Source organism: Nonomuraea glycinis, assembly GCF_014646515.1.
Lineage (GTDB): Bacteria > Actinomycetota > Actinomycetes > Streptosporangiales > Streptosporangiaceae > Nonomuraea > Nonomuraea glycinis.
This window is the reverse complement of the sequence record NZ_BMNK01000003.1, coordinates 77,717-92,059: the sequence shown is the minus strand read 5'-3', so window position 1 is coordinate 92,059 and position 14,343 is coordinate 77,717. Positions and strand designations below refer to the sequence as shown.

At 68.2% G+C, this 14,343-nt stretch carries 17 protein-coding genes; 14 read left to right on the top strand and 3 right to left on the bottom strand.

Annotated elements, in window-relative coordinates:
* Positions 1-3 precede the first annotated feature (3 nt).
* From IEY87_RS09965 to IEY87_RS09955, 3 genes are read right to left on the bottom strand one after another with little or no spacing between them, the layout of a single operon-like run.
* On the bottom strand, positions 4-780 hold the full coding sequence (locus IEY87_RS09965; protein ID WP_189138270.1) for an ABC transporter permease: 777 nt from the start codon (positions 778-780) through the stop codon (positions 4-6).
* On the bottom strand, positions 777-1,586 hold the full coding sequence (locus tag IEY87_RS09960) for an ABC transporter permease (RefSeq protein ID WP_225276901.1): 810 nt from the start codon (positions 1,584-1,586) through the stop codon (positions 777-779). Before IEY87_RS09960 ends, IEY87_RS09965 begins: the two co-directional genes overlap by 4 nt.
* On the bottom strand, positions 1,583-2,527 hold the full coding sequence (locus tag IEY87_RS09955) for an ABC transporter substrate-binding protein (protein ID WP_189138269.1): 945 nt from the start codon (positions 2,525-2,527) through the stop codon (positions 1,583-1,585). Before IEY87_RS09955 ends, IEY87_RS09960 begins: the two co-directional genes overlap by 4 nt.
* 477 nt (positions 2,528-3,004) lie before the next feature.
* Between IEY87_RS09955 and IEY87_RS09950 the strand changes: the two genes are divergently transcribed.
* The 14 genes from IEY87_RS09950 (at position 3,005) to IEY87_RS09885 (ending at position 14,311) form a co-directional block, all read left to right on the top strand.
* Positions 3,005-5,818, top strand: a complete 2,814-nt coding sequence (locus IEY87_RS09950) for a sensor histidine kinase (protein ID WP_189138268.1) — start codon at positions 3,005-3,007, stop codon at positions 5,816-5,818.
* A complete protein-coding gene (locus IEY87_RS09945; RefSeq protein WP_189138267.1) occupies positions 5,815-6,237 on the top strand; it encodes a roadblock/LC7 domain-containing protein in 423 nt (140 codons plus the stop codon). Before IEY87_RS09950 ends, IEY87_RS09945 begins: the two co-directional genes overlap by 4 nt.
* 107 nt (positions 6,238-6,344) lie before the next feature.
* On the top strand, positions 6,345-6,668 hold the full coding sequence (locus IEY87_RS09940; RefSeq protein WP_189138880.1) for a DUF742 domain-containing protein: 324 nt from the start codon (positions 6,345-6,347) through the stop codon (positions 6,666-6,668).
* On the top strand, positions 6,622-7,236 hold the full coding sequence (locus IEY87_RS09935) for a GTP-binding protein (RefSeq protein WP_189138266.1): 615 nt from the start codon (positions 6,622-6,624) through the stop codon (positions 7,234-7,236). Before IEY87_RS09940 ends, IEY87_RS09935 begins: the two co-directional genes overlap by 47 nt.
* A 55-nt stretch (positions 7,237-7,291) precedes the next feature.
* Positions 7,292-8,833, top strand: a complete 1,542-nt coding sequence (gene ffh, locus IEY87_RS09930) for a signal recognition particle protein (protein ID WP_189138265.1) — start codon at positions 7,292-7,294, stop codon at positions 8,831-8,833.
* 196 nt (positions 8,834-9,029) lie between these two features.
* Positions 9,030-9,530, top strand: coding sequence for a 30S ribosomal protein S16 (rpsP, locus tag IEY87_RS09925; protein WP_189138264.1), 501 nt, complete (start codon positions 9,030-9,032; stop codon positions 9,528-9,530).
* Position 9,531: 1 nt separating this feature from the next.
* Positions 9,532-9,777: an RNA-binding protein gene (locus tag IEY87_RS09920; RefSeq protein ID WP_189138263.1), complete on the top strand. Its 246-nt coding sequence runs from the start codon at positions 9,532-9,534 to the stop codon at positions 9,775-9,777.
* A 67-nt stretch (positions 9,778-9,844) separates the two neighbouring features.
* Positions 9,845-10,345, top strand: coding sequence for a ribosome maturation factor RimM (gene rimM / locus IEY87_RS09915; protein WP_189138262.1), 501 nt, complete (start codon positions 9,845-9,847; stop codon positions 10,343-10,345).
* 5 nt (positions 10,346-10,350) lie between these two features.
* Complete coding sequence (trmD, locus tag IEY87_RS09910) at positions 10,351-11,130, top strand: tRNA (guanosine(37)-N1)-methyltransferase TrmD (RefSeq protein WP_189138261.1); 780 nt, start codon at positions 10,351-10,353, stop codon at positions 11,128-11,130.
* A 140-nt stretch (positions 11,131-11,270) separates the two neighbouring features.
* Entirely contained in the window at positions 11,271-11,633 is a 363-nt protein-coding gene (rplS, locus tag IEY87_RS09905; protein ID WP_189138260.1) for a 50S ribosomal protein L19, read from the top strand.
* A gap of 143 nt (positions 11,634-11,776) precedes the next feature.
* Positions 11,777-12,637 (top strand): signal peptidase I, encoded by an 861-nt coding sequence (lepB, locus tag IEY87_RS09900; protein WP_189138259.1) that lies wholly within the window; start codon positions 11,777-11,779, stop codon positions 12,635-12,637.
* Positions 12,616-13,227 carry a signal peptidase I gene (lepB, locus tag IEY87_RS09895; RefSeq protein ID WP_225278264.1) on the top strand — a complete coding sequence of 204 codons (612 nt, stop codon included), beginning with the start codon at positions 12,616-12,618 and terminating at the stop codon, positions 13,225-13,227. The genes lepB (IEY87_RS09900) and lepB (IEY87_RS09895) overlap by 22 nt, the downstream gene beginning before the upstream one ends.
* A 52-nt stretch (positions 13,228-13,279) precedes the next feature.
* Positions 13,280-13,948 carry a ribonuclease HII gene (locus tag IEY87_RS09890; RefSeq protein ID WP_189138258.1) on the top strand — a complete coding sequence of 223 codons (669 nt, stop codon included), beginning with the start codon at positions 13,280-13,282 and terminating at the stop codon, positions 13,946-13,948.
* 39 nt (positions 13,949-13,987) lie between these two features.
* The gene (locus IEY87_RS09885; RefSeq protein WP_026215037.1) at positions 13,988-14,311 is read left to right on the top strand and encodes a DUF2469 domain-containing protein; all 324 of its coding nucleotides are present in this window, start codon (positions 13,988-13,990) and stop codon (positions 14,309-14,311) included.
* Positions 14,312-14,343 lie beyond the last annotated feature (32 nt).

Below are 14,343 nucleotides of genomic sequence, written 5' to 3'. Positions count from 1 at the left end.
CTCCTAAGCGATACGGTGCGCGGCGCGGTGCCAGGCCAGCACCCGCCGCTCCACCATGAGGAACAAGGTGTTGAAGGTGAAGCCCAGCACGCCGAGCAGCAGGACGCCGGCCCAGATGGCCGGCATGTCGGCGTTGTTGCTGGCCAGGTTGAGCAGGTAGCCGATGCCTTCGGTGCTGCCCTTGAGCTCGGAGATGACCATCAGGATCAGCGCCAGCGACACGCTCAGGCGCAGACCGGCGAAGATCTTCGGCGCGGCCGCGGGCAGGATGATCCGGGTGAGCCGCAGATGAGCGGGCACGCCGAAGACGGTGGCGGTCTCGAGCTTCAGATGGTCGAGGTTGCGCGCGCCGTCGATGGAGTTGAGCAGGATGGGCCAGACGATGCCGAAGACGATGGTCGCGACCTGCACCTGCGTGCCCATCTGGAAGAGCACGAGAAAGACCGGCAGCATGGCGGGCGGCGGCACCGCCCGGCCGAACTCGATCAGTGGCTCGAAGTAGTCGGCCAGCCAGGAGGTCCGGCCGAGCGCCACGCCGAGCGCCACACCCACGATCACGGCCAGGCACCAGGACCCGGTGACCCTGATCAGACTGGGGAAGAAATGGTCGACGGCCTCTTCGGTGAGGATGTAGGGGCCGGAGAACCACATCTCGTACATCCGGGCGAGGATCACGGACGGGGTGGGGAGATAGGGGTTGCCGAGTGATCGGGCGAGCAGTTCCCAGCCGCCCAGGACGACGGGGACCAGCCACAGCCGCTTGATCAACGTACGGATCATGGCAGTTGCCACCTGTACAGACGTCGTTCGGCGCGCACGAGCACGGTGTTGAGGACGAGCCCGATCGCGCCGGCCCACAGGAGGGCGGCGATCACGTCGATCATCGCGTCGGCGCCGATGCCCGTGCTCGCCTGGATGAGAAAGCTGCCGATGCCGCTCGCGCCGCCGACGATGTACTCCACGCTGATCGCCAGGATGAGCGTGATGGAGGCGGCGAGCCGCACTCCTGTCGCGATGAAGGGCGCCGCGCTCGGCAGGGACACCCGCCAGATCACCGCGCCCGGCCCGAAGCCGAAGGCGCGCAGCGTCTCCTTGGCCAGCGGGTCCACGTCCCGCACGCCGTAGAGGGTGTTGATCAGGATGGGCCAGGACGAGGCGAAGACGATGAGAGCGACCTTGGCGTTGATCTCCGGCGTGAAGAAGAACAGCGCCAGCGGGATCAGCGCCACCGAGGGGATCGGGCGGAGGAACTCCACGAAGACCCGGGTCATCTCCTCGGCCGCCGGGATCGTTCCCAGGAGCACGCCGATGGGGACGCCGACCAGGACGGCGAGCGGCAGTCCGATGGCGCAGGCGGTGAGCGTGGCCCGCAGGTTCTCCAGGAACACGGGATCGACGGCGAGCGCCACCGTCCTCGACAGTGTGTCCGCGGCCGGCGGCAGCCACTTGACCAGGCCCGAGACGCCGATGAGCTGCCAGGCAAGCAGAAAACCCGCCACGCCGGTGGCGTGGCGGGAGAACTTCACCAGGTTGGCACGGGTGAGCGGGCCACGGCCGCGCCTCGCGGGAGAGTCTGCGGTCATCATCCCTGAGCGGAATAGATCATGGAGTTGACGTCCAGCTTCTGCTTCAGCATGTCCGCCTCGAGCATGAGGTCCGCCACCCGCTGGATGCGCTGGGCGCTCAGCGTGGTCGGGTAGTTGCCGAGGTTGATCGTCGAAGCGGTCTCAGCCGGGATCTTGGTGAAGGTCGGCAGGATCTTCGTCACCGCGGCGCGGTCCGTGGCCGCGATGTTCTGCGCCTTCGCCATGGCCCGCTGGAAAGCGGCCAGCGACTTGGGGTTCTCCGCCACCCACTTCTCGGTGGCCGCCCAGCCGGTGATCGGCAGACCGTCGGTCGGACCGGACATCGTGTCCAGGAGCATGGTGGCGCCGAGCTCCTTCTTGGCCTGGCTGACGTACGGGTCGGTCATCCAGACCGCGTCCACGTCACCCTTGTCCAGGGAGGAGAGCCAGTTGGTCGTCGGCACCTCGACGTACGTGATGTCCTTCGTCGGGTCGAGCCCGGCGATCTTCATGTGCGGGTTCATGGTGAGCACGCCCAGGCCCTTCAGGGCGTTGACGCCGATCTTCTTGCCCTTGAGGTCGGAGACCTGCTTGATGGTCGAGCCCTTCTTGACCATCACGCCGAAGGCGCCCGCCGCACCCTGGTAGGAGTCGGCGATGTACTTGAACTTCTCGGTGCCCGCTTCCTGGATGGTCAGGATGGTGGCATAGCTGCCGAGGACGACGTCCATCGTGCCGTTGGAGAGCTTGCCCAGGACGGCCTGGGGAGCCTGGATGGCCTCCTGCTTGACGTTGAGGCCCTCCTCCTTGAAGAAGCCGCGCTCCATGGCGATGAACAGCGGGGCCGAGTCGGCGCCGGGATACTGGCCAATCAGCAGGTCGGCCTTCATGTCGGAGGAGGCGCCGGGGCTTGCTGACTGGCCGGTCGAACCGGAGCACCCTGTGGCGACGAGGGTGGCCACAAGTCCAACCAGGGCAGTACGCCCTAATGCACCGAACCGCATTGCGGATCTCCTTTGAATCGGGGGGTGATGCGAACGGGGAGTGATCAGCGACGGTGGCACCCTAGCGCAGGCATCGCATCTCTCCGCAGCCGAAACATCAGAACTTAATTCGATATATGCATATATCAGATGATTTATGACGTTTGTCCGACTTATTTGTCAGCCGTTCTGTTGATTCGAAGGAGTGTGACAGGTGTGATGATCTGGGCAAAGTGCCGCGTTGCGTACTGATTGTGACCCTTGTGGCATTGGCCGATCTCCTGTTGATGTGCTCCAATTGCTCTCGCCCCAACGGTGCGATGTGGTCACGGCTGACTCCTGCGTGACATGATCTTCGTGCACCAGACCATCTGAGAGAGGTTGCGGAGGCAAGTGAAGACTGCTACCCGCGCTGCGGGCGGGGATCAGGGCTTAGCAGGCGAGGCTCCCCGACAGGTGTCCCATGGGCCACAGGCTCCGGGCGGTGCGAAAGCCGGCAAACGCAGGACGGGCTCTCGCTTCTCTCTGCGCAACTGGCGAGTCCGTTCCAAGCTGCTGGTCCTGGTCGTCATCCCCACCCTCGCGGCCCTCGTGTTCGGCGGCCTGCGGGTGACCACCTCGATCGCCACCGCCGGCGAGTACGCGCAGGTCAACGTGGTCGCCGTCCTGGCGAGCCAGCTGACCGCCCTCGCCCACGAGGTGGAGGTGGAGCGCGACCTCAGCGCCCAGTACGTCGCCCAGGGGCGTAGAGGCGGCCGTCCGGAGGACGTGACCGCCCAGTACGAGCGCGTCGACAAGCTCGTCATCGCCGTCAGGGGTGGTGTCGAGGCCCTTGAGGTCGCGGACGGCCCGCACGCGGCCGAGGCCCTGAGCATCAAGAACCGCCTCAACGAGCTCGCCACCTCGCGGACGACCGCGATCGACTCGCAGCTCGACGGGAACTCGGTCATCAAGCTCTACGACCGGTTCATCTCGGAGCTGCTCTCGCTGAACAGCAAGATCGACCTGGGTGCGGTCGACAAGGAGCTGTCGGCGGGCGTCGCCGGCTTCGCGGCCCTGGCCAGAGCCAAGCAGTACGTGTCCACCCAGCGAGCGCTCCTGGTGGGAGCGCTGGCCACCGGCAGATTCGGCAAGGACGAACTCGACGCCTTCATCGCCGCGCGCGCCCAGCGCAACAGCGAGCTCGCCACCTTCAGAGCGCAGGTCTCCCTCGGGCTCCGCCAGCTGTACGACGACACCGTCAGCGGCCAGGCCGTCGACCGCGCCGAGGTCCTCTCCGCCCGCGCCCTGGTCCTTCAGGACGCCGCGCTGCCCCTGAGAGACCGCACCCTCGGACTCACCCGTAATGGCGAGAACTGGTACAACGCCATCAGTGAGACCGTCGACGGGATGCGCAAGGTCGAGCAGCAGGCGGCCGAGGCCATCGTGCTGCGCAGCCGTGCCCTGGAAGGCGCCGAGCAGCAGAGCGCCGCCATCGTGGCCGGCGCCATCCTCGCCCTGCTCCTGCTGGTGCTGCTGGTCACCGTGGTCATGGCGCGCTCGCTGAGCGGCCCGCTGCGCCGACTGCGCAGGGAGGCCCTGTTCATCGCCGGGCGCCGCCTGCCCGACACCGTGCGCCAGCTGCGCGAGGCCGACGCCGCCGCCGGGGCCACCGTCCAGGTGCAGCCCATCGGCGTCGCCTCCAACGACGAGATCGGGGAAGTCGCGCGGGCCTTCGACGAGGTGCACCGCGAGGCGGTCCGCCTGGCGGGCGAGGAGTCCCGCCTGCGTACCAACGTCAACGCGATGTTCGTGAACCTGTCCCGCCGCAGTCAGACGCTGGTGGAACGGCAGATCACCCTGATCGACGGCCTTGAGCAGGGCGAGCAGGACGAGCACCGGCTGGCGAACCTGTTCAAGCTCGACCACCTCGCCACCCGCATGCGCCGCAACAGCGAGAACCTCCTGGTCCTCGCCGGCCAGGACCCGCCGCGCCGCTGGAGCCAGCCGGTCAAGCTCATCGACGTGGCCCGCGCCTCCCTGTCGGAGGTCGAGAACTACGAGCGCGTCCTGCTCCAGGTGCCTGACGGCGTCTCCGTGGCCGGTCAGGCCGTCAACGACTTCATCCACCTGCTGGCCGAGCTGGTGGAGAACGCCCTGTCGTTCTCCCCCCGCGAGACCCGGGTGACCATGTCGGGCAGCCGGATCGACGGCGGCGGCGTGATGCTGTCCGTCACCGACTCGGGCATCGGCATGACCGCCGAGGAGCTCAACCAGGCCAACGAGCGGCTGACCGACGCGCCGGCCGTGGACGTGTCGGTGTCGCGGCGGATGGGCCTGTTCGTGGTCGCCAGGCTGGCACACCGGCACGGCATCCGCGTACAGCTCCGCACCCAGGGGACCGGCGGGCTCACCGCGATGGTCCTGGTGCCGGAGAGCCTGCTCGGCGCGCAGACGGCCATGGACAGCCCCGCGACCGCGATGGACCGCGGGCGGGCGGAGGCCTACGCGTCTCCCTCGCAGCAGATGGCCCCCCAGTGGCAGAGCGGCGGCTACGAGCCCGGACCGGGTCACCCCTCCTATCCCTCCAACGCGGACCCGAGCGGCTCCTGGCCGTCGGCGCCCCAGTGGCCGTCGGCCGGGGCGGGGCAGGCCTGGCAGTCCGGGCCGCGCAGCACCGGCGGGTTCGACACCGACGACGTCTGGATCCCCTCCCGGGTCCCGGGCTCCTGGTCCGGCGAGGGCAACCCGCTGCCCAAGCGCCCCTCGGACGCGCCGCTGCCCGGCCGCGGTTTCGACGACCGGGTGAACGCCGGTCCGCAGCGCTCGCCGTACGACTTCCCCGAGACCGAGTCGGCGGCCACCGGGCCCATGCCGGTGGTCTCGGCGTCCGGCCCGCCGCCGTCCGCCGGCGACGAGTTCCTGCCGATCTTCGCTTCGGTGGAGTCCGCCTGGTTCGACCAGGGCGGTTCCGACGCGGCCTGGGGGACGGCCAAGGCCGACGCCGGCTGGAGCGCGGCCCAGGCCGCGGCGGAGCCGGTCCGTGACGGCGCGACGGCCTCGGGTCTGCCCAAGCGGGTGCCCAAGGCCAACCTCGTGCCGGGCTCGGCCGACACCGCGTCGGCGCCCAAGGGGGTCGCGCCGATGCCGGCGATCTCACCTGATCGGGTACGCAGCCGCCTGTCCAGCTTCCAGCAGGGTTTCCGGGCCGCGCGTGACGACATCAGTGGCGGCCGGGCTCCTCAGCCTGGTCAGCAGCGGAACCACGAGAACAGGGAGGAGGGCGCATGAACGATCTGAGCCACGCGGCTCGCGGAGTCGACTGGTTGATCACCGACTTCGTCGGCACGGTGCCAGGTGTCGCCCACGCCGTCGTCGTCTCGTCCGACGGCCTGCCGCTCGCCGCCTCGTCGGGTTTCCCGCCTGACCGGGCCGACCAACTGGCCGCCATCGCTTCCGGGCTGGTGAGCCTCACCCAAGGGGCGGCCAGGGTGTTCGAAGGCGGCGTGGTCAACCAGACGATGGTGGAGATGCAGCATGGGCTTATGCTGATCATGTCCGTCAGCGACGGCTCCTGCCTGGCGGTGCTCGCCGCGCCCGACTGCGACATGGGGTTGGTGGCTTATCAGATGACCTTGATGGTGGACCGTGCCGGTCAGGTGCTCACCCCGGCGGTGCGCGCGGAGCTACGTGCCACTCAGACCAGGTGATGTGAGTGACCGATCCCAGATGGAACAGTGGCGGCTGGAACAGTAGCGGCTGGAACAGCGGTGGCTGGGAGCCCACACCCCCGCGCACCTCGGACCCGGCCTCGCCGGTGCGTCCGTACGCGGTGACCGGGGGGCGGACGGCGCCGCGGGTGAAGTTCGCGATGGAGGCGCTGGTGTCCTCGGCCACGGCCGAGCACAGGGAGTTCTCCCACATCACGCCGGAATATCAGGCGATCAGCCAGCTCTGCCGGCAGGTCCGCTCGGTGGCCGAGGTCTCCGCGCTGCTGCGGATGCCGCTCGGCGTGGCACGCGTGCTCATCGCCGACATGGCGGCGGAGGGCCTGTTGCGCGTGCACCAGCCGCAGCTGGACGACGGCAAGCCAGATGTCAACTTGCTCGAAAGGGTGCTCAGTGGACTACGCAGGCTCTAGTCCCGGGCTCACCTCGACGAAGATCGTGGTGGCCGGTGGCTTCGGGGTGGGCAAGACGACGTTCGTCGGTGCGGTGTCGGAGATCATGCCGCTGACGACCGAGGCGGTGATGACGGATGCCTCGGCCGGGATCGACGACCTCGGCATGACCCCTTTGAAGTCGACGACCACGGTGGCGATGGACTTCGGCCGGGTGTCGCTGGACCGTGACCTGATCCTGTATCTGTTCGGGACGCCGGGTCAGCACCGGTTCTGGTTCATGTGGGACGACCTGGTGCGGGGCGCGATCGGCGCCGTGGTGCTGGTCGACACCCGCCGGCTGGCCGACAGCTTCCCCGCCATCGACTACTTCGAGGAGGCGCAACTGCCCTTCGTGGTCGGTCTGAACGGCTGGGACGGGGAGTACGAGCACAGCGACTCAGAGGTCCGCGACGCGCTCACCCTCGCCCCGCACATCCCGCTCATCCGCCTGGACGCCCGCTCCAAGGACTCGGTCAAAAGCGCTCTGATCAACCTGGTCGAGCATGCCCTTTCCGTTCGGATGGCCGTGCCAGGCTGGAACGGCTGACGAAGCGGATAGGCTGACCGCAGACCCACATTCGCTTCGAGGACTGGCCTACCACGTGTTCGAGACGCTTTCCGACCGGCTGACATCGGTCTTCTCCTCCCTCCGTTCCAAGGGGCGGCTGTCCGACGCCGACATCGACGCCACCACCCGCGAGATCCGCATCGCGCTGCTCGAGGCCGATGTCGCGCTGCCGGTGGTCAAGGCGTTCGTCGCCCAGGTCAAGGAGCGCGCCCGCGGCGCCGAGGTCTCCCAGGCGCTCAACCCGGCCCAGCAGGTCGTCAAGATCGTCAACGAGGAGCTCATCGAGATCCTCGGCGGCGAGACCCGCAGGCTGCGCTACGCCAAGACGCCGCCGAGCGTCATCATGCTCGCCGGCCTCCAGGGCGCCGGTAAGACCACGCTGGCGGGCAAGCTCGCCAAGTGGCTGCGCGAGCAGGGGCATGTGCCGATGCTCGTGGCCGCCGACCTCCAGCGCCCCAACGCGGTCCAGCAGCTCCAGGTCGTGGGCGAGCGCGCGCAGGTCGCCGTCTACGCCCCCGAGCCGGGCAACGGCGTCGGCGACCCGGTCGGCGTCGCCCGCCGCTCGATCGACGAGGCCAGACGTCAGCAGTACGACATCGTCATCATCGACACCGCGGGCCGCCTCGGCATCGACCAGGAGATGATGCGGCAGGCCGCCGACATCCGCGACGCGGTCTCGCCGGACGAGGTCCTGTTCGTGGTCGACGCCATGATCGGCCAGGACGCCGTCACCACGGCCCAGGCGTTCATGGAAGGCGTCGGCTTCGACGGCGTCGTCCTGACGAAGCTCGACGGCGACGCCCGCGGCGGCGCGGCCCTGTCGGTCCGGCACATCACCGGCCGGCCGATCATGTTCGCCTCCACCGGTGAGAAGCTCGAGGACTTCGACGCCTTCCACCCGGACCGGATGGCCTCCCGCATCCTCGACATGGGTGACATCCTCACCCTGATCGAGCAGGCCCAGAAGACGTTCGACGAGGACCAGGCCGCCAAGATGGCGGGCAAGCTGACCTCGGGCGAGAGCTTCACCCTTGAGGACTTCCTCGAGCAGATGATGATGGTCCAGAAGATGGGCCCGATCAAGAACTTGCTCGGCATGATGCCCGGCATGGGGCAGATGCGCGATCAGCTCGACTCCATCGACGACCGTGACCTGGACCGCATCGCGGCCATCATCCGCTCGATGACCCCGGCCGAACGCCAGGACCCGAAGATCATCAACGGCTCGCGCCGGGCCCGCATCGCCGGTGGCTCGGGCGTGACCGTCACCGCGGTCAGCAACCTCGTCACCCGCTTCTTCGAAGCCCAGAAGATGATGAAGCGGATGGCGGGCGGCATGGGGATTCCCGGCATGCCCGGCGGCAAGGGCAAGGGCAAGGCACAGAAGAAGGCGAAGAAGGGGCGCCGGGTGAGCGGTGACCCGCGCAAGGCCGCCCTCGGCAAGCCGGAGCCGGAGGCTCCCGCCGAGCCCAAGCAGGGCGGCGTGCTGGGCAATCTCGGCGGCAAGCTGCCCCCGGGCATGGAGTTGCCGCCCGGCTTCGACCCGTCCAAGCTGCGACTCCCGGGCCAGAAGTAACCTTTGCCCACCCAGTCAGGTGGGAAGTCGAAGGCAGTGCCGTACATCTGGCACAATGACATGTTGGAACATCGCGACCAGGTGGGTGCCCTCTCACCTCCCGCCGGTCGCGCCTGTCCCTGGAGCGGGACCCTTGTCGTGCCCCACTCGATGAGACACCGCTCACCCGCGCTCGAATGCAGGAGAGACCACACCCGTGGCAGTCAAGATCAAGCTCAAGCGGCTCGGCATGATCCGCAACGCTCAGTACCGCATCGTCGTCGCCGACAGCCGCACCAAGCGTGACGGCCGGGCGATCGAAGAGATCGGCCTGTACCACCCGAAGCAGGACCCGTCGCGCATCGAGATCGACGGCGACCGTGCGGCCTACTGGCTGAGCGTCGGCGCGCAGCCGACCGAGCCGGTGCTCAAGCTGCTCAAGATCACCGGTGACTGGCAGAAGTACAAGGGCGAGCCCGCCCCGGAGCCGATGAAGATGCCGGCGCCCGCTCCCGACCGTCACGCCCTCTACGAGGCCGCGGCCAAGGAGACGCTGTCCGGTGGCGACACCGGCACGGCGGCTACGACGCCGAAGAAGGCCAAGAAGAAGGAAGAGGTCGCCCCGGCGGCACCCGCCGAGGCTCCGGCCGAGGCCCCCGCCGCGGCTGCCGCCGAGACCGTCGCCGAGCCCAAGGCCGAGGCCGAGGGCGAGGCCTGACGTGCTCGAGGAGGCTCTCGAGCACCTCGTTAGAGGCATCGTCGAACATCCAGACGATGTCCAGGTCCGCGCTCGCCGCATCCGCAGCGGTCGCGTCCTGGAGGTCCGGGTGCACCCCGAGGACCTGGGTAAGGTCATCGGTCGCGGCGGGCGCACCGCCAAGGCGCTGCGCACAGTCGTGAATGCCCTGGCCGACGGGAAGTACGTACGGGTCGATCTGCTCGATCTGGACGAAGCAGTCCGTTAGCGTCAGGTTCGCGCGCCCTCATCGGTTCACCCGATGGGGGCGCTTGCGTTAGAGAGGCGAGGTTCACGTGCAGTTGGTCGTCGGCCGGATCGGCCGCCCACACGGTGTGCGCGGTGAGGTCACGGTGGAAGTGCGCACCGACGATCCCGAGCTGCGCCTGCCCGTCGGCGGGTCGATCACCACGGACCCCCCGAACAGAGGGCCGCTCGTCATCGAGGGCCGCCGCTGGCACAACGGGGTGCTGCTGCTCAGCCTCGCGGGCGTGGCCGGCCGCGACGCCGCCGACGCGCTGCGCGGCACGATGCTGGTCATCGACTCCGCCGAGGTGGCGCCCTCCGACGACCCCGACGAGTTCCACGACCACGAGCTCATCGGGCTCAAGGTCGTCACCGTCGCGGGCGAGCCCGTCGGCGAGGTCACCGACGTGCTCCACCACGGGCAGGACCTCCTCGTCATCCGCCGCGACAGCCAGGACGACGCGCTCGTCCCGTTCGTCAAGGCGCTCGTGCCTGAGGTGGACGTGGCGCACGGCAGGCTGGTGGTCGACCCGCCCGAAGGGCTGCTGTGAGCGCGATGCGGCTCGACATCATCTCGATCTTCCCCGAGTACTTCGCCCCGCTGGACGTCTCGCTGATGGGCAAGGCCCGCGAGCGCGGCATCCTCGACGTGCGGGTGCACCAGTTGCGCGAATGGGCGCACGACGTGCACAGGACCGTCGACGACACCCCGTACGGCGGCGGACCCGGCATGGTGATGAAGCCCGAGGTGTGGGGCGAGGCCCTCGACACGGTGATCGGCGACGGCTCCCCGCGGATGATCGTCCCCACCCCCAGCGGCAGGCCGTTCACCCAGGAGCTCGCCCAGGAGTTGGCCGCCGAGCCGTGGCTGCTGTTCGCGTGCGGCCGCTACGAGGGCATCGACTCGCGGGTCATGGCCGAGTACGGCGCGCGGCTGCGGGTCGACGAGGTGAGCATCGGCGACTACGTGCTGGCCGGTGGCGAGGTGGCGGTGCTGGTGATGGCGGAGGCCATCGGCAGGCTGCTGCCGGGCGTGCTCGGCAACGCGCACTCGGCCGTCGATGACTCCTTCGCCCCCGGCGCCATGCGCAACCTCCTCGAAGGGCCCGTCTACACCAAGCCGCCCGTCTGGCGGGGCCACGAGGTGCCCGCCGTGCTGCTGTCCGGACATCACGGGAAGGTCGCCAGGTGGCGGCGTGACCAGGCGCTGCGCCGTACTCTCGCCAACAGGCCGGAGCTGGCGGCGGCGCTCGACCCCGAGACCCTCGACAAGCACGACCGCCGGCTGCTGGAAGAGCTCGCGTTTCGCCTCCCGCCGGAAGATATGGCACACTGAAGCGTTGCCAACCGTCATGTGGTTGGTCCGTCATGCCCGGGGAAACGCTCCCGGGATTCATCAGATCAGCAGGCGTGTCCGCCGCGAGCTTCAGGCCGGGTGGACCTCCGCGTGCTCACGAGACTTGAGGAAAAGCTCTCATGCACACGAAGATCCAGGAGCTCGAGAAGTCGACCCTGCGTAGCGACGTGCCGGACTTCCGGCCCGGCGACACGCTCGAGGTTCACGTACGAGTGGTCGAAGGCAACCGCTCGCGTGTCCAGGTCTTCAAGGGATTCGTGCTGCGCCGCCAGGGCAGTGGCGCCCGCGAGACCTTCACCGTCCGTAAGGTCAGCTACAGCGTCGGCGTCGAGCGGACCTTCCCGGTGCACAGCCCGGTCATCGAGAAGATCGTGCTCGTGACCCGAGGCGACGTGCGCCGCGCCAAGCTTTACTACATGCGCGACCTGCGCGGCAAGGCCGCTCGCATTCGCGAGAAGCGTGACGCCACGCCCGCCAAGTAACGCGAATGTTCTTCCGGATGGCCCGCCTGGCGTGCGGGCCATTCGGCTTTTGCAGGGTCGTTTCCTTTATGCGGAGCGACTCATGCCCGTTGTAACGTCGGTCGAGGCTTGTCGGGCCTGCGCATCATCTAGGCTCGTCAACAATGACTAGCGAGGGCCAGGAGCACGGCGCGGCGCGCCGCCCTGTCGAGGACGAGGTGGACGTGGTCGCCGAAGAGGCTCAGAAGCCGGCAGAAGACGGGAAGAAAGAGAAGAAGGGGTCGTTCTGGAAAGAGCTCCCCGTCCTGGTCGTTGTGGCGCTCGCGCTGGCGTTGATCATCAAGACCTTCGTCATCCAGGCCTTCTACATTCCCTCCGAGTCGATGGAGAACACTCTCCTGACCAACGACCGGGTGCTGGTGAACAAGCTGGTCTACCACACGCGCGACATCGAGCGCGGCGATGTGGTCGTCTTCTCCGGCGTCGACTCCTGGGACGGCGAGTTCCAGGTCGAAGAGCCGGCCAACCCCGTCGCGGGCTTCTTCCGCTGGGTGGGCATCGCGTTCGGCGTGGTCCCCGGTGAGAAGGACTACATCAAGCGGGTCATCGGCGTCGGCGGCGACCACGTCAAGTGCTGTGACTCGGCCCATCGCATCACGGTCAACGGCGTGCCGATCGACGAGACGAGCTACCTCTATCCGGGCAACCTGCCGTCCGGGGAGAACTTCGACATCACGGTGCCGCCCAACCGCCTGTGGGTGATGGGCGACCACCGCCAGGTCTCACTGGACTCGCGCTCCCACACGGGCGACCCCGGGGGCGGGTCCATCCCCGTGAGCCAGGTCATCGGGCGGGCCTTCGTGATCGTCTGGCCCTTCGCGCGGGCCACCTCGATCCCCATCCCCGACACGTTCGCCCAGCCGGCTCTGCAGGCGCTCGGCGGGTCGGTTCCGCTGGTCGCCGGGTTCGCGCTGGCCGCGCCGGTGCTGGTGATCCGGCGGCGGTGGGTCAGGGCAAGGCGTTGATGGCCGTCACCAAGAAGGCGCAGGGCGTGGAGAAGAAGAAAAAGGGCGGCATCCGCGAGACGATCATCATGCTGCTGATGGGCGTGGGGATCGCGCTGCTGCTGCAGGCTTTCGTGGTCGGCTCCTTCTGGATCCCCTCGGAGTCGATGGAGAACACCCTCAAGGTCAACGACCGGGTGTTCGTCAACAAGCTCGCGGGGCCGCCCGAGCGGGGTGACATCGTGGTGTTCAAGGGCTGGAACGGCGAGGACACCATCAAGCGGGTGATCGGCGTCGGCGGTGACAAGGTCGTCTGCTGTGACGACGACAAGCGCATCACGATCAACGGCAAGCCGCTCGACGAGTCGTCCTATCTCTACCCGCGTGACTTCCCCTCAGGTGATGACTTCAACGTCACGGTGCCGCCGGGCAAGCTCTGGCTGATGGGAGACCACCGCAGCTCCTCGGCCGACGCGCGCAGCCACATGGAGGAGCCGGGCGGCGGGTTCATCGGGGTGGACGCGGTCGTCGGCACGGCGGTGGTGCGCTACTGGCCGCTGTCGCGGGGCTTGATCTTCACCAAGCCCGAGAGTTTCGCCAAGGTCGAGTAGCGAGCGCTTCCGGTCGCGGTTTGCGGCGTTTGGGGCGTACGCTTCCTGTGTCATGACAGTTGCGTTCCGCCCTCGACCGAGCGTCGTTCGCCGCGATTCCGGACTCTACGCTTACGAGCGGGCGCTGGCCCGCCGCGGCCTGACGCCCATCGCGGGGGTGGACGAGGCCGGGCGCGGGGCCTGCGCCGGTCCGCTGGTCGTCGCGGCCGTCATCCTGCGCAGGCGGATCGACGGGCTCGCGGACTCCAAGCTGCTCTCGCCGCCGGTGCGCGAACGACTGTACGACGAGATCATGGCCACCGCCCACGTCGGCGTCGTCATCATTCCCGCCGAGGAGATCGACGCCACGGGACTCCACAAGTGCAACATCTCGGGAATGCGGCGAGCCGTGGCGCGGTTGTCGTGTGACCCTGGGTACATCCTCACGGATGGCTTTCCGGTGCCGGGCCTTCCGGCGCCGTCGCTGGCAGTGTGGAAGGGGGATCAGGTGGCCGCCTGCATGGCGGCCGCGTCGATCGTGGCCAAGGTGACGAGGGACCGGCTGATGGTCGCGCTGGACGGCGACTTTCCGCTGTACGGTTTCGCCGATCACAAGGGGTACATCACGCGACAGCATCGCCTGGCACTGGAGACGCACGGCCCGTGCGCGCACCACCGCTACTCCTTCGTTACGGTGGCCAGACAGATGGGCGAGAATGAAATGGGGGCCGGGGTTGCCTGAGCGGGCACACCGGGGGACCGGTACGACAGGAGGACCGCGATGAGCGCAGAGGATCTCGAAAAATACGAAACCGAGATGGAGCTGCAGCTTTACCGCGAATACCGCGATGTCGTCGGTTTGTTCACCTACGTCGTGGAGACGGAGCGGCGCTTCTACCTCACCAACTCCGTCGACCTGGACGTACGCACCGCCGAGAACGGTGACGTGTTCTTCGACGTGAAGATGCAGGACGCCTGGGTTTGGGATATGTACCGACCCGCGCGTTTTGTGAAGAATGTCCGAGTCGTTACGTTCAAGGATGTCAACGTCGAAGAGCTGGCCAAGGCCGACCTGGAGATGCCGAAGGAGGGCTTCTCGGGCTAGCTGGACGGTCTGGCTCGCGCCGGACCGTCTTG

Bases quoted from the DNA above. Each gene is read 5' to 3' on its own strand.
- IEY87_RS09965 (WP_189138270.1), bottom strand. From the start codon at position 780: ATGATCCGTACGTTGATCAAGCGGCTGTGGCTGGTCCCCGTCGTCCTG.
- IEY87_RS09960 (WP_225276901.1), bottom strand. From the start codon at position 1,586: ATGATGACCGCAGACTCTCCCGCGAGGCGCGGCCGTGGCCCGCTCACC.
- IEY87_RS09945 (WP_189138267.1), top strand. From the start codon at position 5,815: ATGAACGATCTGAGCCACGCGGCTCGCGGAGTCGACTGGTTGATCACC.
- IEY87_RS09935 (WP_189138266.1), top strand. From the start codon at position 6,622: ATGTCAACTTGCTCGAAAGGGTGCTCAGTGGACTACGCAGGCTCTAGT.
- trmD (WP_189138261.1), top strand. From the start codon at position 10,351: ATGCGGCTCGACATCATCTCGATCTTCCCCGAGTACTTCGCCCCGCTG.
- rplS (WP_189138260.1), top strand. From the start codon at position 11,271: ATGCACACGAAGATCCAGGAGCTCGAGAAGTCGACCCTGCGTAGCGAC.
- lepB (WP_189138259.1), top strand. From the start codon at position 11,777: ATGACTAGCGAGGGCCAGGAGCACGGCGCGGCGCGCCGCCCTGTCGAG.
- IEY87_RS09890 (WP_189138258.1), top strand. From the start codon at position 13,280: ATGACAGTTGCGTTCCGCCCTCGACCGAGCGTCGTTCGCCGCGATTCC.
- IEY87_RS09885 (WP_026215037.1), top strand. From the start codon at position 13,988: ATGAGCGCAGAGGATCTCGAAAAATACGAAACCGAGATGGAGCTGCAG.